The sequence below is a fragment of the Nocardia sp. XZ_19_369 genome, assembly GCF_015355715.1.
GTDB lineage: Bacteria > Actinomycetota > Actinomycetes > Mycobacteriales > Mycobacteriaceae > Nocardia.
This window is the reverse complement of record NZ_JACVED010000002.1, coordinates 243,224-262,020: the sequence shown is the minus strand read 5'-3', so window position 1 is coordinate 262,020 and position 18,797 is coordinate 243,224. Positions and strand designations below refer to the sequence as shown.

Annotated in this window: 17 protein-coding genes; 5 read left to right on the top strand and 12 right to left on the bottom strand. The window is 67.0% G+C overall.

What is annotated here, in order from left to right:
- Position 1: 1 nt before the first annotated feature.
- From IBX18_RS07455 to IBX18_RS07435, 5 genes are all read right to left on the bottom strand, one after another.
- Positions 2-1,489, bottom strand: a complete 1,488-nt coding sequence (locus IBX18_RS07455; protein WP_194832996.1) for a hypothetical protein — start codon at positions 1,487-1,489, stop codon at positions 2-4.
- A complete protein-coding gene (locus tag IBX18_RS07450) occupies positions 1,486-2,724 on the bottom strand; it encodes an ATP-grasp domain-containing protein (RefSeq protein WP_194832995.1) in 1,239 nt (412 codons plus the stop codon). The genes IBX18_RS07455 and IBX18_RS07450 overlap by 4 nt, the downstream gene beginning before the upstream one ends.
- Positions 2,724-3,212, bottom strand: coding sequence for a cobalamin B12-binding domain-containing protein (locus IBX18_RS07445; protein ID WP_147128393.1), 489 nt, complete (start codon positions 3,210-3,212; stop codon positions 2,724-2,726). Before IBX18_RS07445 ends, IBX18_RS07450 begins: the two co-directional genes overlap by 1 nt.
- A complete protein-coding gene (locus tag IBX18_RS07440) occupies positions 3,209-4,483 on the bottom strand; it encodes an MFS transporter (RefSeq protein WP_306796184.1) in 1,275 nt (424 codons plus the stop codon). Before IBX18_RS07440 ends, IBX18_RS07445 begins: the two co-directional genes overlap by 4 nt.
- Before the next feature lie 95 nt (positions 4,484-4,578).
- Complete coding sequence (locus IBX18_RS07435) at positions 4,579-5,688, bottom strand: LLM class flavin-dependent oxidoreductase (RefSeq protein ID WP_194832994.1); 1,110 nt, start codon at positions 5,686-5,688, stop codon at positions 4,579-4,581.
- A 564-nt stretch (positions 5,689-6,252) separates the two neighbouring features.
- Between IBX18_RS07435 and IBX18_RS07430 the strand changes: the two genes are divergently transcribed.
- Genes IBX18_RS07430 through IBX18_RS07420 form a run of 3 tightly spaced genes read left to right on the top strand, consistent with a single transcriptional unit; the run spans position 6,253 to position 9,430 of the window.
- Positions 6,253-7,245, top strand: a complete 993-nt coding sequence (locus IBX18_RS07430) for an asparagine synthetase A (protein WP_194832993.1) — start codon at positions 6,253-6,255, stop codon at positions 7,243-7,245.
- On the top strand, positions 7,242-8,513 hold the full coding sequence (locus IBX18_RS07425; RefSeq protein WP_194832992.1) for a glutamate synthase-related protein: 1,272 nt from the start codon (positions 7,242-7,244) through the stop codon (positions 8,511-8,513). The genes IBX18_RS07430 and IBX18_RS07425 overlap by 4 nt, the downstream gene beginning before the upstream one ends.
- 20 nt (positions 8,514-8,533) lie before the next feature.
- Entirely contained in the window at positions 8,534-9,430 is an 897-nt protein-coding gene (locus tag IBX18_RS07420) for a 2-dehydropantoate 2-reductase (RefSeq protein ID WP_306796183.1), read from the top strand.
- Between the two features lie 57 nt (positions 9,431-9,487).
- On the opposite strand, the gene IBX18_RS07415 is transcribed toward IBX18_RS07420, so the two are convergent.
- Positions 9,488-10,087: an ABC transporter permease gene (locus IBX18_RS07415; RefSeq protein WP_194832990.1), complete on the bottom strand. Its 600-nt coding sequence runs from the start codon at positions 10,085-10,087 to the stop codon at positions 9,488-9,490.
- 54 nt (positions 10,088-10,141) lie between these two features.
- Complete coding sequence (locus tag IBX18_RS07410) at positions 10,142-11,197, bottom strand: medium chain dehydrogenase/reductase family protein (protein ID WP_194832989.1); 1,056 nt, start codon at positions 11,195-11,197, stop codon at positions 10,142-10,144.
- A gap of 108 nt (positions 11,198-11,305) precedes the next feature.
- On the opposite strand from IBX18_RS07410, the gene IBX18_RS07405 reads away from it, so the two are divergent.
- Entirely contained in the window at positions 11,306-11,947 is a 642-nt protein-coding gene (locus IBX18_RS07405) for a TetR/AcrR family transcriptional regulator (RefSeq protein WP_194832988.1), read from the top strand.
- Here IBX18_RS07405 and IBX18_RS07400 read toward each other — a convergent pair.
- Together IBX18_RS07400 and IBX18_RS07395 are read right to left on the bottom strand one after the other, a co-directional pair.
- Positions 11,934-12,440 (bottom strand): hypothetical protein, encoded by a 507-nt coding sequence (locus tag IBX18_RS07400; RefSeq protein ID WP_194832987.1) that lies wholly within the window; start codon positions 12,438-12,440, stop codon positions 11,934-11,936. The genes IBX18_RS07405 and IBX18_RS07400 overlap by 14 nt on opposite strands.
- A gap of 363 nt (positions 12,441-12,803) precedes the next feature.
- Positions 12,804-14,465 (bottom strand): protein-arginine deiminase domain-containing protein, encoded by a 1,662-nt coding sequence (locus IBX18_RS07395; protein WP_194832986.1) that lies wholly within the window; start codon positions 14,463-14,465, stop codon positions 12,804-12,806.
- A 286-nt stretch (positions 14,466-14,751) separates the two neighbouring features.
- Here IBX18_RS07395 and IBX18_RS07390 point away from each other — a divergent pair, with 286 nt between their 5' ends.
- On the top strand, positions 14,752-15,645 hold the full coding sequence (locus IBX18_RS07390; protein WP_194832985.1) for a LysR family transcriptional regulator: 894 nt from the start codon (positions 14,752-14,754) through the stop codon (positions 15,643-15,645).
- A 61-nt stretch (positions 15,646-15,706) separates the two neighbouring features.
- Here IBX18_RS07390 and IBX18_RS07385 read toward each other — a convergent pair whose 3' ends face one another.
- The 3 genes from IBX18_RS07385 to IBX18_RS07375 all read right to left on the bottom strand — a co-directional run bounded on the left by IBX18_RS07385 (position 15,707) and on the right by IBX18_RS07375 (position 18,728).
- Positions 15,707-16,639, bottom strand: coding sequence for an alpha/beta fold hydrolase (locus IBX18_RS07385; protein ID WP_194832984.1), 933 nt, complete (start codon positions 16,637-16,639; stop codon positions 15,707-15,709).
- Positions 16,640-16,688: 49 nt separating this feature from the next.
- Complete coding sequence (locus tag IBX18_RS07380; protein ID WP_194832983.1) at positions 16,689-17,525, bottom strand: alpha/beta fold hydrolase; 837 nt, start codon at positions 17,523-17,525, stop codon at positions 16,689-16,691.
- Between the two features lie 243 nt (positions 17,526-17,768).
- Entirely contained in the window at positions 17,769-18,728 is a 960-nt protein-coding gene (locus tag IBX18_RS07375) for an acyl-ACP desaturase (RefSeq protein WP_194832982.1), read from the bottom strand.
- Positions 18,729-18,797: the final 69 nt, after the last annotated feature.

Genomic DNA, 18,797 nt, shown 5'->3' with positions numbered 1-18,797 from the left:
GTCACCGACCCGAGATCAGTTCGAGCGTGGGTAGTCCCGACTGCGCGTCGACGGTGTGCACCTGAGATTTGTGCGGATCACCGGCGCGCACCCTGGCCATCACGGTGTCCCCGGCCGCGAAGTCGACCAGCGAGCTGCGATAGAGCGTGCGCAGATGGGTGATGGACAGCCCGGACACCTCCGCCAACCAGGCGGCGGCATGATCGCTGCCTTCCTCGGCGAGCAGCGCGGCGTGCAGGGCCGGGATCTCATCGCGCCGCTCGGGGTGGCAGCGTTCGATGAATTGCGGCAGCCGCGCGCCCTTGTCGGTGAACGGCGAGAACACCATCGCGACCAACGCGTCCTCGTTCAGCCCGAAGGCATTCTCGGCGTACGCACTTGCCACCGCGCGCCGTTCGGCGATCTTCTCGGGTGAGTTGTAGCGGGCCAGGGCCAGATCGATGAGCCGGTCCGGCATTTCCTTCCTGCGCATCATCGTCTCGGCGAACTCCAGGTACTCCGTGATGCCCGCCGCATAGCTGCGCCCCTCCACGTACTCGACGCGCAGTCCACGCAAATGTGCCATCAGTGTCGGATTGGCGCAGTCGGATTCGGTGAAGCTGAAGGCCAGGTCGTCGAAGCGGAAGCCCAGGAAATCGACGATCAGGTCCCAGTGGTCGTGCACCCGGTAGCTGACCAGGTCGTAGATGGAGACGAAGGTGGGCTGCACCGACCGGTCCCCCACCGCGACCTCGCGTTCGGCGGGCTCGTGCCGGTCGTCGCCGAACAATTCGCGGAAGTAGGCGTCGCCGACGCCGCGCAGCGCGGCGAGCAGATCCTGGAACGTCATGCCCTTGCGCTGCACGTCGATGCCGATGCCCTTGGCCAGCCGCAGAATCCACGCGGCGTAGAGGGCCTGTTCCCGGCGGGAGTCGCCGGTCATGATCGCGTCGACGCCGCCGCGCCACCACGCGGCGCGCCCGTAGAAATCAGCGACCGCAAGATTGCAGCTGTTGCAGAAAGTGGGGCGGCCGTCGCCTGCGGAGCGGTGCCCGTTCATCAGCACGTCGAGCCGGTTGATGGCCACCAGCTTCTCCGGCAGCGGCAGATCGACCCGGAAACGGCGAATCTCGGTGTGGTCGATGGTGAGCAGCTCGGCTCGCTCGTCGTCCAGCAGACCCAGTGCCGAATACACCCGATCGATGTTCTCCATCACCGCGCCGACCACACCGGCGTGCCGCATGTTCGCGACCCGCATCAGGAAGGTGCTGCCGTGCGCGAGCTGCAGACGTAATTGCACAGCACGCACGAATGCGACGACGTAGGTGCTGTCCTTGCCGCCGCCGTAGGCCACCATGACCTTGTAGTCGGCGAGTTTCTGGCGACCGCCCGCGGCTTCGATCAACTTGTCGCCGACGGCCGCCACCCCTAGTCGCTCCTCCTCGGTGAGGAAGCCGATCAGCTGCTCGTAGCGTGCCCGGTCGTCGTTGGCATCATGTGCACTGTTCACAGCGATTCCGCCTCGAAGTCGAAGTTCTCGATGATCTTTCGGATGCCGGCCTCGACGACGTGCTCATCCTCGTGCAGCAGAATGAAGCGCCCGCGGTGCAGCGCGTCGTACGCGCCGCCCGGCGCCAGCACCTGGCCGGGTTCGGGCAGCAACTCCCGCCAGACGATCGGCACCTGGTCGCGCATGGAGGCGACCCGCAGCACTCGCTCGGCCTGTGCGGCGGACTTGGGCATGATCAGCCAACCCCCGGAGGAGTCGATGAGGTCGGGCACCGGCGGGACCGGCCCACCGGACAGCACCCGCAGGAACATCTCGTACAGGTTGACGCCGAAGACCCGATAGATCAGGTGCGGAACTTCGGCGCCGCCCACTCGGCCGCCGATCTCCAGGAATACCGGATCACCGGCCGGGGTGATGAACACCTCCAGGTGAAAGGGCAAGCGGCGCAACCCGAGTGCCGTGACGATCTGCTGCGAGAACTCCTCGATCAGCGTCCGCCGTGGCGACGGGCTCATCAACACCGACCCGAGCGGCGCGCCATGGGTGAAGGACAGACAGTCGTTGATGTAGCGAGAGGTCGCCTGGAACGTGATGCGGGAGTCGTCATCGACGAAGCCGTCCACGTGGTAGATCTGCCCCGCGATGAACTCCTCGATCTCGTAGTCGCCGAGATCGAGGGTGGCCAGCGCGGCGTCCAACTCCGCGGCGTTGTCCACCCGGCGCACCCCGATGCTGGCGGCCGCGGCGACCGGCTTGAGGATCAGCGGATAGCCACAGGACGCCGCGAACGCGCGCACCTGCTCGGCGCTCACGCAGGAATCGAAGCGCGGCACCCGAATTCCCGCCTCGTCCAGCACCTGCTTCATCCGCACCTTGTCGCGGTATACGGCGACCTCCGTGCGGGTCGGTCCGGGAATGCCGAGGTCCTCACGGACCTTGGCCGCGATCTCCAGGGTGAACTCCGACAGGGCGATCAGCTCGTCCACCGGTCCGACCCGCTCGGTGATCTCCATGACGGCCGCGCCTAGGGCAGCCACGTCGTTGACGTCCTCGACGCGCACCTGGCAGGCGATCTTCGCCGGATCGGCGAGCACGCCCTCGGCCCCGGGACCGTCCACCACGTAGCTCACCTGGTTGGCGTCGTGGTCGATGAACTCCTCGTAGCGGGTGAGCTCGTTGTCCCAGCGGGTCCCGTCGAAGAAACGTGGCCACCGATTGACGATGACGATATGCATCAGGACACCTTTCGGGTCACGGAGTTCGCGCTGTCCCACGGCGTGATCAGCGCGGGGTCCGCGCGCCAGGCCGAAAACCCTTGGGCGAGACCGAAACGCAGGAAACCGCGGAAGCGCGCGATGGCGTCGTCGCCGAGGAATACGTCGGTGTAGCCCAGGTCGAGCAGTTCGCGGCGGACCCGGTCGTCGTCGGAGACCGCGGTGGTCAGTTTGCCGCCGATGGCGCACGGCACCTCGAGTCCGCGCTCGCGCAGACCGGACAGCAGCACCTGCGCGCCGTGGAAACCGTGGCCGTTGACGCTGGACACGACCAGCAGGTCGGGCCGGTCCGCGCGGATGGCGTCGGCCACGCTCTCGACCGGCGTACATGGGCCGAGGTTGTGCACCGAGGCACCGTTCTCCTCGAGCAACTTCTGCAGGTACACCAGATTCCAGAGATGGGAATCGGACTCCACGGTGCTCAGCACGCACCGGAAACGAACGTTCATGTCACGACCTCAACGTTAGCGTTCTCGCGGGCCAGCAAGGCTTTTCGGAAACTGGCCATCGTCAACGGCAGGAGAACCGCGCCGATCAGGCAGAGCATGATGCCCAGCCACAGCGCCAGCCGTTGCGGGCCGATGGAGGCACCCAGACCACCGATCAGCAGGCCCGCGATCGGATAGGACAACAGGTTGAGCAGATAGAACGGCCCCATCACCTTGCCGAGATGCTCGATCGGGATCACCTTCACCCGCTGGGTGCGGTTGTAGATGTTGTAGAGCGCGTCGCCGACGAGCATCGCGACAAAGGCTGGGGCGTAGACCCAATAGGACGGTGCGAGAGCGGCTATCAGGAACGCGGCGCACATCAGCCAGAATCCCGTCACCCCGATGGGCCCGACACCGACGCGACGGAGCAGCGCGGGCATCAGCAGGAGGTTCAGCAGCCCGGTGACCCCGACGGCCGCGTTGAGCAGACCGTAGGCCGAGTCGGGTGCTTTGAAAACGTCGGTGACCAGGGCTGCGTTCGAGACGATCAGCACGCCGACCACCAGGTTGATGGTGAAGTTGAGGATGCCGAGCAGCAGGACCGGGCGGATCTGCACCATGAGTCGCCATCCGGTGGCCAACTCCGCGAGCACTTCCCGGGCCACCCACCCGACGGCGGCCCGCACCTGGGGCCGTGGCAGTGGCAGCCAGGTCAACGCGCTGATGCCGAACGCGGCCGCGGCGACCAGCAGTAGCGGCAGCTTGCCGAGCAAGGCGGCGCCCACGATCGCGAGTGCGGGCCCGAGCGCCATGGCGAGCAACTCCATGTTCTGCACCAGCGACTGCACCGTGGCGATCTGGGAGTCGCGGGCCAGCTGCGGCACCATCCGCTCGATCGACATCCGGATGGGTGCGACACACACCGAAAGGCAAGCGCCACCGGTCATCAAGGCGGGCACCAGCCAGCCGGGCCGGAGGAAGCAGACCAGCACGACGGCGACCAGGATCAGCGCGCGCATCGTCGCGACGCGGGTGAACAGCCTGGCGCCGCCGTCCCGGTCGGCGAGCATGCCTGCGAACGGGTAGGCGATGAGGGCGGGCAGCCACTCGAGCGCGAACGCGAAGCCGAGGGCGGAGACCTGCTTGGTGTCGTGAAAGATCAACAGCGGCACCGCGAACAGCACCACTTGTTCAGCGACCAGTCCGAGCAGAACACCGGTGGCGAACAGCACGCTGAGCTTATTCAGGCCGTCGTCGCCGCCTTGCGCCTTCCCACTGGGCTCACCCACCCCGTCGGCTCCGCCTACTGCTTTCCGGCGGCGCTTACCCACCCCGTCGGCTCCGCCGCCTGCCATCCCCGAGCGCCGAGCCACCGCCCGCTGCTTCATCCCAGCCGTCTCTCGCGTTCACGGATGAGGGGCAGGACATGGGTGTAGAAGATGCGCATCTCGTCGCGGGTCGGCCAACCAGAGAAGATGAACTCGCTGATCCCGGCCGCCTTGTACTGGTAGAGGTAATCGGCCACCTCCTGATAGCTGCCGACCACGCACAGCGCGGGCCCGCCGCGGTACGGCACGAAACCGGAGTAGATCATCGGCGACAGCCAGTCGTCGGCGGCCTGTTCGGCAAGGCGGAAGGAGGTTTTCACGGCTTCGGAATCGGACGCGGCGACAATCTGCGCGACCCATTCGCGATGCTTTTCGTCGGGGTTCTCCTGCATGGCGGCGAGATCGGCGAGCGCCTGCGCGCGAGTTTCCCTGGCCAGCACGTGCATTCGGGTGCCGACGCGGGTGCCCTTGTCGAGGACCGGTCGCGCCGCCGCACCCATGCCCTCGGGCGTATCGCCGTAGCGCAGCCAGCAGTCGCCGTACATGGCGGCGGTCTCCTGCGCGATCCCCGACGCACCGCTCAGGTAGATCTCGGGCCGGCCACCGCTCTTGTAGCCCAGGCCGAGCGCGGCCTCTTTGATGACGTAGTGGTCGCCCTCGTAGGACAGCGGCTTCTCGCCGCCCCAGAACCGGTGGCAGATATCGAGGAATTCCTGGGTGCGGGCGTACCGGCCGTCATGGGCGACGAAATCGCCGTAGCCCGCCTGCTCCGCCGGCGAGATGCCCGCGACCAGGTTGAGCGCGATGCGCCCGTCCGACATCCAGGAGATCGTGTTGACGACCTGGGTGAACAAGGTCGGCGACAGCAGGCCGGGCCGGTAGGCCAGGATGAAGGTGACGTTCTCGGTCTCCCGGACCAGCGCGCCGATCATCGGCAACGGGTCGGGCATGTAGTCGGCGATGCCCATCAGCAGGGAGTCGACGCCGAGCGCGTCCGCCTCCTGACAGAAGTCCACCATCCCGTCGAAGTCGAGTTCGCCGACTCGATACTTCTCGGTGGCCTTCTGCTGGCCACTGTCCAGCGGCGCGCACCAGTGGAACCTCAGCTCGCCGGACTCGACTCGAGAATGAGACAGCGGGGCGAAGTTCGTACGGTCGTAGTTCATTTTCTCGGGATTCACTTCCAGTTATCGCGACGGAGACAGTAGAACATTCTCAGCATCAATGGAAAGTCGCACCCCGTCCAACTCCCCCTGCCCTGTTAAGGCAAAGTTACATCGACTTCCCGCCGCTGTCAAAGGGGTATAAGCTGCCTGCACCGCGCCGTTGACACCATTATTCGGCAACCCCCTATCGGGGGCCTCGAACAGGGCTGCTAAACGATCTTCACGACCGGAATACCCCCCATTCGGGGGGTGGACGACACCGCCGGAACGAGGGAGAATAGGGCCGCTACCAGTGCGTTAGCAGGACAGTTCGACAGGTTAGGGGGGTTCGACGAAGGCCGTCAAGCAATAGTTTCCCACCAGTTACCGCGTATTCGCGTCGATCACGCGAGAACAGTTAACGTGGATAGATACGTTAGTCGATAGTAGACCAATTGCATACGAGGAATCGTCGAATATCGGGCACCACAATCGGCTTGTCCAGGTATTTCCGATGGCGAATATCCGCGCCACGGAATTCGACCACCCTCGCACGACTATTGAACGGATCGAACTTTGCCTGAAGTGACTGAACCGACCGGATCCGCGCCCCCACTACCGCGTGCGCATCTCACGTCGAAACGAACCGTCGCGGCATTGACGGTGCAGGCACGATTCCTGTCCGCCGCGCGCGAATTTCTGACCGCAGAGGGATTCACCGAGCTGCTGCCGCCCATCATCGGTCCGGTGACCGACCCGGGCGCACGCGGCGCGAAACAGGTCGACATCGACTACTACGGCCACCGCTACAAGCTGATGACCAGCGGCATCCTCTACAAGCAGGCCTCGCTGCTCGCCTTCGACAAGATCTTCCACGTGGCGCCGAATGTGCGGCTCGAGCCGCTGGAGACCGCGGTGACGCATCGGCACCTCGCGGAGTTCCATCAGCTCGATGTGGAGATCGCGAACGGCTCGCGCGAAGACGCCATGGACGTGGCCGAGCGGCTGACGAAATACGCCGTGGACCACGTCCTGAGCAATGCCCAGCGCGAGCTGGAGGTCCTGGACCGCGACCTCGAACAGTTGAAGCAGGTCCTCGCTGGCCCTTACGACCGTCAACGGCACTCGGCGACGGTGGCGCAGTTGCGCGGCCTCGGGCACGACCAGCGCGAGCACACCGAAATCGACTGGCAGGGTGAGGAAATCATCTCCGCGGCCGCCACTCGCCCGTTCTTCATCACCGACTACCCGAAGGGTTCGCGCGGCTTCTACGACAGCGAGAACCCCGACGAGCCGGGCACGCTGCGCAACTTCGATCTGATCTTTCCCGGTGGATTCGGCGAGATGATGAGCGGCAGCGCCCGCGAATCGGACTACCGCACGCTGCTCACCCGCATGCGGGAAACCGGTGAGAATCCGGCCAAATACGAGTGGTACCTCACCCTGGCCCGCGACGGCCTTTCGCCCAGTGCGGGTTTCGGCCTGGGCGTCGAGCGGTTCACCCGGTTCCTCGGCGGCTTGGACGCGGTCTGGCAGGCCAGCGCCTACCCCAAGATTCCGGGGGAGCTCCGGCCATGAGTGTGCTGTCGGCTCCCGGATTCCCCGAGCGCGAGGTGCGGGCGCGAGCGCGGACGGCGGCGGGTTCGGTGTTCCCCGACAACGCGCAGTACGGCTCCACCCTGTTCGGGCAGGGGCAACCGACAGCCGCACCGGACTCCCTGGACGCGATCGACCACGCCAGGCTGGTTCCGCCCGTGTTCGTGCCGCTGCGCGCGGAGATGATGTTCGATCTGGGCAGGGAGCCGCTGGCCGGTGACGTCGATCTGACGACCACCATCGGCGGTCTGCGATCGACACTGCCGGTGTATGTTTCGGCGTTCGGGTCCACCGCCGTGGCCGACGGCGATCTCGGTGTCGCGGTGGCCGGGCAAGCCGGTGCCGCCGGCGTGCCGATGGTGATCGGCGAGAACATCGTGCCCGTGTCCGGCTACGGGCGGATGGCGGACGAGGAGCAGAGCTCGCTGCTGCGCAGGCTCACCGAATACACCAAAATGGCCGCCGAGGACACCGGCGGTGTGATCGTCCAGCAGAGCACCGAGGACGCCGACGCCGAGGTGTGGAACCTGGTGTACAGCGATCCGGCGAGCGAACAGCTGCTGACGAGCGGTCGCCTGGCCTTCGAATTGAAGGTGGGCCAAGGGGCCAAGCCTGGTCTCGGCGGCATGACCCTGCTCCCGCCGGATCGGGCCGCACACCTGTCGGCGCAGTACGACATGCTGGATATCTACGACGGCGCGGCGGCACCGATGCTGCGCTCGGCTACCCCGGGCACTTTCACCCCGGAGATCCTGCGCCAGCAGATTCGGTTGATGCGCAACAACTATCCGCGCTGCCGCATCTGGGTGAAACTGCCGCCGGCCCGGGATGTGGGCGACGCGGCCGAGGTCGCCTGGGCGGCGGGCGCCGATGCGGTGACCGTCGACGGCGCGGAGGCGGGCACCGGCTGGGCGCCGCACGGGTTTCTCGAGCACGTCGGCCTGCCCTTGGCCGAATGCTTACGCCGGGTCACCGACCGCGACCGGCAAGGGAGCAGCCTGCTCGTGTCCGGAAGGTGCTGGGAGGGAACGAGAGTCGTGAAGTGCCTGGCTCTCGGCGCCTCCGCCGTCGGACTCGGCCGGGCGGCGCTGGTGGCCGCCGACGAGAATGCCGATCATGGACTGACGAACCTGTTGGTCGCGTTCGAGCTGGAGCTGCGGCTCCTGATCAGCGCGCTCGGCAAGTACCGGATCGCGGATCTGGCCGCCGAGGACATCTGGTTCCCCGCTACCAACGAAAGGACGCGATGAATACAGGGCGACCGTGGCGTGTGGCAGTACTGGGCCCGGGCGGAGTCGGCGGGCTGGTGGGAGCGTTGCTGGCCCGGGCCGGGCATCAGGTGACGTTCCTCGGTGGCGAGGAGACTGTACGGACCGTGCGGGAGCACGGAATACAGGTGCGCAGTGGGATGTTCGGTGATTTCACCGTGCAGGCCGAGGCGGACACCGAGTTACGCGAGCCGGTCGACGTGTGCCTGGTGACGGTCAAACAGAACGTCCTCGGCGCGGCCCTCGACCGGGTGTCCCCCGGCGCGCTCGGGGACGGCCTGGTGGTTCCGCTGCTCAACGGGATCGAGCATCCGGCGGCGCTGCGCGCGCGGTATCGCCCGGAATTGGTGGTGCCCGGCGTGATTCGGGTGGCGTCGACGCGGGTCGCACCAGGGATCGTCGAGCACGGCAGTCCGTTCGTCGAGATCGATCTGGCAAGTGCGACCACGTCATCCGAGCGACTCGGCGAGCTGGTCGCGGTGCTCGACGGCGCGGGCGTGCGCGCGACGACACGCGACGACGAAGCCGCCATGCTGTGGGGAAAGCTGTTCTTCCTCGCGCCGTTCGCGCTGATGACGACGCATCACAAGTGTCCCGTCGGCGAGATGCGGACCGTGCATCGCGCGGAGCTGGTCGACCTGGTCGCGGAGGTCGCGGCACTCAGCCGCGCGGCCGGCGTGCCCGCCGATGTCGATGCGGCTCTGCGGTTCTACGACGCCTTTCCGCCGGAAGCCAAGTCGTCGATGCAACGCGATGCCGAGGCCGGACGGCCGCTCGAGCTCGACGCGATCGGCGGGGCGCTGTTGCGTATCGCCGAGCAGCACTCGGTGGCGATGCCGCTGACCGAGCGGCTGGTCGCCGACCTGGCTCGGCTGAGCCGGGGGTCGGCTCCGGCCTGACCGGGTGACCACATGGCTCAACCCCCGGACCGGTGCCGGGGGTTGGCGTTGTGGTGATCAGAGCAGGCCGCGACGGCGGAATTCGAGGACGGTGGCCACCGCGTAGCCGCCGCCACCGGCGACCGCGAGGATCCCGAAGAAGCCGGGGACGCTGAAAAACAGTGCGGCGGTGGAGATCAGCGCGAGCCAGCCGCCGAGGCCGTAGTGCAGCACGTTGCGGCGCGCGGCGCCCTCGCCCAGGTAGAGCAGGCCGACGACGAGGCCGGAACCGGCGGGCCAGAGGAAGGTTTGCAGTTCGGGTACGGCCAGTGTGGACGAGAGGCCGGTGATGGCCAGAATCAGCGCCCCGAAACCGACGCCCCAGGACAGGCCGAGCAGTTTTCCGCCGAGCACCTCGGCTTTGTCGGCGCCGCGCTGGGCGTGCAGAGCGGCGCGGGTGGCGCACACGGTGCCAGTCGCGAAACCCAGACCGAGCAGCGTCATCGGCAACCATCCGGGCAGGGCGACCAGAGGGCTGTCGCCGCGGGAGAGCGCGGCGGCGCCGTGGCCGAGGATGTAGGCGAGTCCGAAGCTGATGTAGGTGGCGCGGTTGTCGACGTCACCGCTGCGGGTGACGGCGGGGAGGGTGGGGATCGAGGTGGCGACATAGGTGGTCATGGCTGGAGCCTTCGAGGTATCGGTGCGGGTGCGCACGAAGTGGAAAAGTGGATTTCAGGAGTGGCGGGCGTCCGGCACGATGACGACCTTGCCCGCGACGGTGCGCGACTCCGCCAGCGCCAAGGCCGAACTCGCTTCGGAGAGTGGGAATTCCGCGGCGATCTGCGGGGTCAGCACGCCGTCTGCGAGCAGCCGCAGCACCTGGGTGAGGTCTTCGCGCAGCCGGCTACGGAAGGCGTCGCGGCGCCGCTGGCCCGCCCACAGGTTGTAGAAGCGCGCGCTCTTGCCGTTAGGCAGCAGGTTCCACATCAGCAACCGAGGGAACAACTTCAGCACCGGCAGCTGCGAATTGCCGTCCACGTCTTTTGTCGACGCGGTGCCGTAGGAGACCAGCGTGCCACCGCGGCGCAGCAGCCGCCACGACTCGACCACCCCGGCGCCGCCGACATGGTCGAACACCGCGTCGACGCCGTCGGGCGCGAGTTCCCTTATCCGGCGGTACATTTCGGGATCGCGGTAGTCGACCGGGCGCACGCCTTGCTCGAGCAGGGCCGCGTGATGCCGTGGCGCGGCCGTGCCGATCACCGTGATCCCGGCATGGCGAGCCAGTTGCACGAGGGTGGAGCCGACGCCACCGTTGGCACCGAGCACGACAATCGTCGCGCCGGAACGCACTTCGGCCGACCGGTGCAGCAGCTGCCAGGCCGTGAGGCCGTTGACCACCACGGTCTCGGCGGCGGCCGGGGTCACGCCGTCCGGCACCGCCACCAGATCCGCGGCGTCGACCAGCAGCGCGCTGGCCCAGGCGCCGACCTTGGTGACCGCGGCGAACCGGCGCCCGATCAGCGCGGTGTCCACGCCGGGGCCGGTCGCGGTGACGGTGCCGACCACGTCGTAACCGGGCACGAAGGGGAACGGCGGCTGGTCGAAGTATTTGCCGCGGCGCATCTGCTGCTCGGCGAACGAGACGCCCGTCGCCTCCATGCCGAGCACGACCTGGCCGGCGGCGGGTGCGGCGAGGCCGCGGCGGGTGACCTGCAAGCCGTCGGGCTCGACCTTGCCCGGCAGGACGACCGCGGTGACGGTAGTGGTGACGGTGCTGTTTTCCATGAGGTGGTCCATTCCGGATCGGTTGAGATAACGAGTGTAAGGCTACGGCTGTAAACCGACTTTGCGCAAGGGCTAACAGCTGTAAGTTTTGTGATGTAAGCTGACGGCATGGGAAAGAACGAGGTCGCGACCCCGGTCCGCACGCGCAACCCCCGCGGCGAGGGCGCTCGATTGCGCGACGAGATCGTGGCGGCCGCGGTCGCACTGCTCGACGAAACCGGTGAGGAAAGCGCGATCACCCTGCGTTCGGTCGCGCGTCGCGCGGGGATCGCGGCCCCCTCGATCTATCGCCACTTCGCCGATCAGCCGGCCATCATGCTGGCCGTGGTGCAGAACGCCTTCGCCGAGCTGGACGAGCGATTGCGCACTGCCCGGGATGCTGCGGGTACGACGCCGCGCGAGCGATTACTGGCCGTCTGTTACGGCTATCTGGAGTTCGCGCGCGACCGTCCGGGGCGCTACCGCACCATGTTCGGCGGACTGTGGGTGCCCGACCTGGACCAGTCCTCAGTGACCGCAGCCGACGTGGCCACCCTCGGGCAGACGAGCATGCAACTGCTCGCCGACAGCCTCGCGGAGTGCGTCACCGCGGGCGACGCCACCAGCGACGACCCCGCCGCGGACGCGGTAGCGCTCTGGCTGGGTCTGCACGGGCTCGCCCACCAGCACGCCGCCGCACCCTCTTTTCCGTGGCCTGCCGATATCGCGGAACGGGTCATCGACACGCTGGCGCACTTCACCGAGCGGTAGGTTCCCCGGGCCGGTAGTACGCGGCGAGCAGCCCGAGCCAGACGACCGTGAGGATGCTGGCGGGGTACAGGAACGGCCGGGGCAGGTAGTGACTGCCGAAGCTGTAGAGGGCGAGCCAGCTGCCGACGACCACTCCGGCGATCCGGACCGCCTTCGATTCGGCGAGCAGCGACGCCGCGATCATCCAGACGCCGGCGAGAACGTGCCCGCCCAGGCGGATCGGCCAGGTGATGTCCTCGGGTACCTCGTTGATCACCAGGACGCCGGTGACCACATCGATCACGATCCAGCCGTAACCCGCTGCCCTGGCCCATTCCGGGGCGTCCATCCGCGCGATGAGCACGAGAATCGCGAGATGGAACAGGATGCCGGGGTACTCGGCCCAGGCGGCTCCCGGCGCGACCGCGAAGCTGACGAGCGGCGGTAGGAAGAACACGATCGGCAGCATCGCCGAGGTGCGGAACGACACGAGTTCCGGGTCTGCGGTGAGCATTACGTCTCCAGGGGTGGTACGGCCATGCGGGCGGTGCGGTGGCGGGGCGGGAATCGGTCCGCCGGTCTCGGGCCAGGTTCGAGGGATTGGTGCCTGGCGAGCGATTACCGAGACCGGCGGACCTGTGCGGTGATCGGCCGTGCCACCCGACAGCGACAACGGAGGGCAGTCCGTGCGGCTGATCACCGGGCTCTGACGTTAAGTGGCGGTGCGTATTCGGACCTATCCCCCGACGAGCTGTTCTTTCCGGCCGATCGGCTGGGTCGCGCAGACTCATGACGGATCGCTCGTCGAGATGGGTACGTACTGTCGTCGCATGCAGCAATCGTCACGGGGACAGCGCAATGTTCGCGTCGGTAGTTTTCACCTAACCGGCGGACTGCCCAGCTGTCGCATGACGTTCGTACCGCAGTGGATTTCACCACCGCCCAGGTGCAGCGCCTCCCACTCGTCGACGTAGTGCACCGCGACTCCGGCCGATTGGTACGCCTCGGTCACCGCGGCTTCGAACACGTCCCGTCCGTCGACGATCGGGCCCCACTGCCGCGCCGAGATGTAGTTCGTCGCGTTCATCAGGACGCCGTTGACCGCGCCCGGATAGAAGCTCGTCAGCGCGTCCGGTGCTTCCGGTATGTCGCCGCCTTTGTAGAGACCCGGAATGCGCACGAACTCCTCGGGTTTCAGCCCGGCCTCCTGGTGCAGCCGCGCAACGTTCGCTTCGATCTTCTGCGACGCGCGTTCGTTGTCGGCGACGAATTTCTGGTCGGCCAAAATGTCGTCGATGGTTCGATCGGAGACGCCAGGGCGGGAGAACGCCGGCGCGCTGCCATGCCCGGCTCGCTGCTGGTCGCGCAGGACCTGGAGACCGCGCCGGGGATCGGTGACCGCGGGCCGCCACCCGCGACCGGAAGCCGTCGGCAAGAACTGAACGAATTCGTCGACGTGTCCGACGATCAGCCATGAGGCGTCCAGAATCACCGGCGGCTGAATCTGCTGGGCGTTGAAGAACTTTTGCAGTTCCACGCTTGTCGCGGCGGGGTTGTCCACGTTTCCGGTGCCGATGATTACCCGACCTGCCGGGAACTCGCGTCCCGCGTGCGTGTGCGGCGGTATCGTCTCGACATTGCCGAACCCGTCCACATGGTCGCTGCCGGCTCCGCCGAGTTGAATCGCTCCCACGCCGGGACCCCTGAGGTCGAAAACCGCACGGCCGCCTTCCCGTTCGGGTTGCGGGGAACGGATCGCGATGCGCATCGAAATACTCTTGCCGCCCCGGCCGGGCATCGACACATAGCCGAACTCCAGGAAGTCCTGACCCCAGGTATCGGTGGTATTCAGCCGAACCAGCGGCGCGTTCAACCCACTGGCGCGCGCCGCCGAAGCCAATTCGCCAACGAACCGGGCATGGCTTTCGTCGTCACCGCTCTCGGACACCAGCAGGGTCTCCACGCTCTGGTTGTGGTGATGCAGGACAACCGGCGCCACGCGAAGGGCGACCTCATCGGTGACCGTCCGGTCACCGCGCTGGACCGTGAAGCGGACGGTGACAGACCCATCCCACACCGCCCGATCACGCACGACATCCCGCGAATCGATCCCGAGGGTCGCGCCGTGCCGCAGTTCGGATTCGGTCAGCGCCGCGCCCGGACCCAGCAGAACCCACGCCTCCGCACGTTTCACAAATATCCGGATCTTGTCGGCTCCGACCCCCACCGCCGCCACCCGCCCGGTCGCTCCCTTCGCTGACCGCCCGAACGGCATGGTCACCATCGGTGCCAGATAATCAGGTGCGCGCGCCACATCATCGGCCGCGTCATGACAGGCCGCGAGCTCATCGTCGGATACCTGGCTACTACTCGACGGACACCGCCGCGCCACGTCACCGATATTCGGCAACAGAACAGCGCCGTATTCCGCTGTCCACTTATCCTTCTCGATCCGACCGCCGACATCGTTGCCGTCGACAACACCGTCCCGATTACTGTCGGCCCGAATATCCGCGGCAAAACTGTCCGCAGCCGACACCGCGCACCCACCCAGCACCAACGCGGAAACGCCCGCGAGCAGCCAAATCCTACGAACGCGCTTTCTCGAAAAGGCCATATTCACGCCGATTTACGCTACGCACGACCTCGACCCGCCACCTCCCCCCAAAGGTCCGGAATGCACTGCCGACAGCCTGCCGATCACCGCCGACCGGCTGGCCGTCGCGGACCGCCGTCGGCGCACGGTTCCAGGTCGCGGCACATAGCGCAAGGGCCGAATCGAGCATGCTACGTTGAGCCTCGCTCAACGATACGAGGGAACACGCATGCTGGAACGCCTCGAGCTGGAGGCCTTCCTCACGCTCGCCGACGAACTACATTTCGGCAGGACGGCAGAGCGCCTGCACGTGACGACCAGCCGGATCAGTCAGACGATTCGCAAGCTGGAACGTCGCATCGGCGCACCGCTGTTCGAACGCAACAGCCGCACAGTGACTCTCACGCCACTCGGCAAACAGCTGCGCGACGAGCTGCGCCCGGCCTACGACCAGATATCGGCCAGCGTCACCGCGGCGAGCAAGGGCAACAGCGCCCAACGGGCCATCACGGTCGGGTTCTCCGCGCCGTGGTGCGGGAACCTGATCGTGCAGGCGACGGAGATGTTCCGCATCCGCTACCCGGACACGGCGGTCGACATCGAGGAGATCCAGCTCACCGACCCGCTCGGCCGGATGCGTTCGGGCGCAGTCGATCTCCAGCTCACCGAGTTCCCGATCGCCGAGCCCGACATCAAGACCGGGCCGGTCATGTTCGCCGAACCGCGCGCGCTCATGGTCCCCGAGGATCATCCGTTCGCGACGCGGAAATCGGTATCGATGGAGGATCTCGCCGGCGCCACGCTGGTCACCCTCGCCGACGAACTCATCCCGAGCTACTGGATGGACCGTTACTTCCCGCGCCACACACCGTTGGGGCGCCCGATTCCGCAGGGACCGGCGACGAACTTCTGGCCCGAGGTGCTCGTGCACGTCAGCCAAGGGGTCGGTGTCAGTACCGTCGCGCTGCGCGCGGCCCAGTTCCATTCCCGGCCGGGCGTGGTCTTCGTTCCCTTCCACGACGCGGCGACGATCGACTACGGACTGATGTGGCCGGTCGCGGGCAAGAACCCACTCGTGCACCCCTTCCTGGAGACCATCGCCGAGGCGGCCGTGCTGGGGTGACCGGCCTGGTGCAACAGCGGAGCCGCGACCGAGGTATCGATCGCGGCTCGCTGGTGGGCGGTTATCGGGTGGTGTCGAGGAAAGTGCCGATCAGCGGCAGCAACAGATCGGCCCGGTACATGATGTCGTAATGCGTTGTGCCCGGCACGATTTCGAGCCGGGAAGCGGCCTTACCGGCATTGAGCCTGGCGACCATGTCGGTGGCGTGGTCGCGGTACAGGGCGTCGGACTCGGCGGTCAGGACGAGCGCGGGTGCTCGGACCTGTGCCAATTGCGCGGTCCAGTCGTATTCCTTGGTGAGCAGGTCCCTGGTCTTGGTGACCAGACCGTGCCAACCCGCCGGGTCCGGCGCGACACCGCTGTAGAGCTGGAACAACGGGGTTTCGCGCAGCGCATCCGGATTCATGGCGGCCATGCCCGCGCGGGTCTCCGGCACCCAGCCGTCGGAACGGAAGGGCGCCGAGGCGACTACCAACCGGTCGACCAGGTCCGGGGTGCGGGCAGCCACCTGGAGGGCGACGCCACCGCCGAGCGAGTAACCGAGCAGGTCCGCTTTACCTAGTTGCAAATGGTTGATGAGGGCCGCGACATCATCGGCCAGCGCCTCGTAGGACAACGGTCGCGCGAAGTCGGGGGTGTGGCCGTGCGCCTGCAGGTCCACCGCAATGACCCGGCGGTTCTTGGCCAGTTCGGGAATCATTGCGCCGAAGGTGGATTCGCCGGTGCCGAGGCCACCGTGCAACAGGATCAGCGGCTGGCCGGTGCCGTGGGTTTCGTAGTAGAGCCGGCCACCGTTGACCGCGGCGTAGTGGCCGTTGCCGTCGGCGGACGCCTGGTCGGTCGCGGGGCGGACCGCCGAGGTGGCGGCGCGGTCGGTGGCCTCGGCGCTGTCGCAGCCGGTGACCAGCATGGCCGACAAGGCCACGGCGGTCAGGGCAGCAAACGAGCGCGCGACGCCGTTGCGCGAAAAGATAAGTCCGGTGTTTTCGGTCATGACGAAGCTCCGTCGGAAATAGGTGTGGTGTGGAAAATGGGCCGGTGAGTCAGGCCACGAATCGGCTCGCGCCGACGAGGAATTCGCCCGAGACCGGGACCAGGAGTTCGACATTCGGGTTGTGGCTCAACTTCGCCACTTCCACGTGCCGCGCCTTCGGCAGCACTTCGGTAATGGCGCGCGCGGCGGTGCGCAACAACGCACCGCTCTTGCCGCCGGAAATAACCAACGTGGGCACGTCGACCCCGGCCCAATCCGCCGGACGCAACGCCTCGCCACGCATGAAGCGGCCCATGATCGCCCAGTCGTGCGCGGTGGCCGGAGCGGTGGCCAGCAGGTGCTTCCAGAACGGGGTGACGCGCATCATCGCAACGAGGAAGGCGGGCATGCCCATCCCCTTGGTCATGTAGTACCGCACCACCTCGGCCCGCCGGTCTTCGGCGATCAGCACGTGCAGCCGATCGGCGAGATCCGCTGGCGGCACGAAGTTTTCGTCGTTGGTCACGAAGGGCGGCTCGAAGGCGACCACCTTCGTGATGCCCGGTACGCGCCCCGAGGCCGCCGCCGCCAACGCCAAACCCGCCCCCGAGGACCAGCCGAACACCGCGGCTTCGCCGCCGACCGCCTCGATCAGCGCGGCCAGGTCGTCGATCTCGTTCGCCACGTCATAGACGCCGGGCGAATCGGTGCTGTCGCCCCGGCCGCGCCGGTCGTAATTCACCACCGTCAACCCGTAGCGTTCGGCCAATTTCTCGGCCAGCTCCACCATTTTTGGGAAGGTGCGGTAGCTGAATGCCCCGCCGATCAGAATGACCGTTCCGGCGTCGCCGCCGCCGACACGATCGAAGGCCAGCTCGATTCCCCCAGGCGTGGTGATCGTCTCCAAGGTCTTACCTTTCCTAGCAACTGGTTACCGCGGCGATGTCCTGCGCGCTCACCCATAAAGACAGCGCCGCGCAACAGAATTAACCGCACCCGACCCGTGACCTACATCACGGACGCCGAATGGCGCACCATGATCTTCACCGAGGCCGATCAGCGCAACAAGCGACAACTCAGCAACGCGGGGTGTAGTTCTGCTCAACGATCACGGCGGGCTCCCCCAGTGCAGGATCAGACCGAGCGGTACTCAGGCTCGGGCGCGCTCCCGGGCCAGCGAACGGTCGCGCTGCTCCTCGAATTTCGGGATCTGCACCGTCGCCAGGTCGTCGAGGTAGGCGGCGAGGCGCTCGCGGACCTGCTCGCCGCGGGCGGTGAAGTCGGTGCGGCCGAAGATGTTCCACTGCCGGAGCACCGGCGCGAGCACATCCTCGAGGTGCTGGCGCAGGTCGTAGACGCCGTGCTTGGCCATCAGCACGCCGTTGCGCCGGAAGTTCGGCATGCCCGCGCCGGGCATCTGGAAGTTCCGGACGATCGCGTCGATGGCCTCGATCGCCTGGTCCGGGACCAGGTCGAGGGCGGCGCCGCAGATGGTGCGGTAGAAGATCATGTGCAGGTTCTCGTCGGCGGCGATGCGCTGCAACATCCGGTCGGCGACCGGGTCGTGGCAGACCCGGCTGGTGTTGCGGTGGGTGACGCGGGTGGCCAGTTCCTGAAAGCTCACGTAGGCAACGGAATGCAGGAAGCCCGCGCCGCTGGCGACGTCGGCCGCGGTGGCGCCGGAGGCGAAACCGTTGGTCATGTGGATCATTCGGGCCTGCTCGAGCGCGACCGGGTCGACGCCGCGGGTCACCACCAGGTAGTCCCGGATCACGGTGCTGTGCCGCATCTCCTCCGCGGTCCAGCGGCCGACCCAGGTGCCCCAGGCGCCGTCGCGGGAGAAGTTCTCGGCGATCTCACGGTGGTAGGAGGGCAGGTTGTCCTCGGTGAGCAGGTTCGTCACCATCGCCGCCTTGGCGACCTCGCTGAGCCGCGATTGACCTGCCTCCCAATCGATCCCGCCCAACTCGGCGAAATTGCGGCCCTCGTCCCACGGCACGTAGTCGTGCGGCTGCCAGTCCTTGGTCATCGACAGGTGCCGGTGCACGCAGTCCTCGGCGATCGGTTCGAGGTCGGTCAGGATTTCGCGTTGTGTCAGATCGCGCGGCAACAGTGTTCCCTACCCTTCGCTTCGATGAATGCGGCGGAATGCCCTCGACTCGACCGGCTTCCGGCGGCT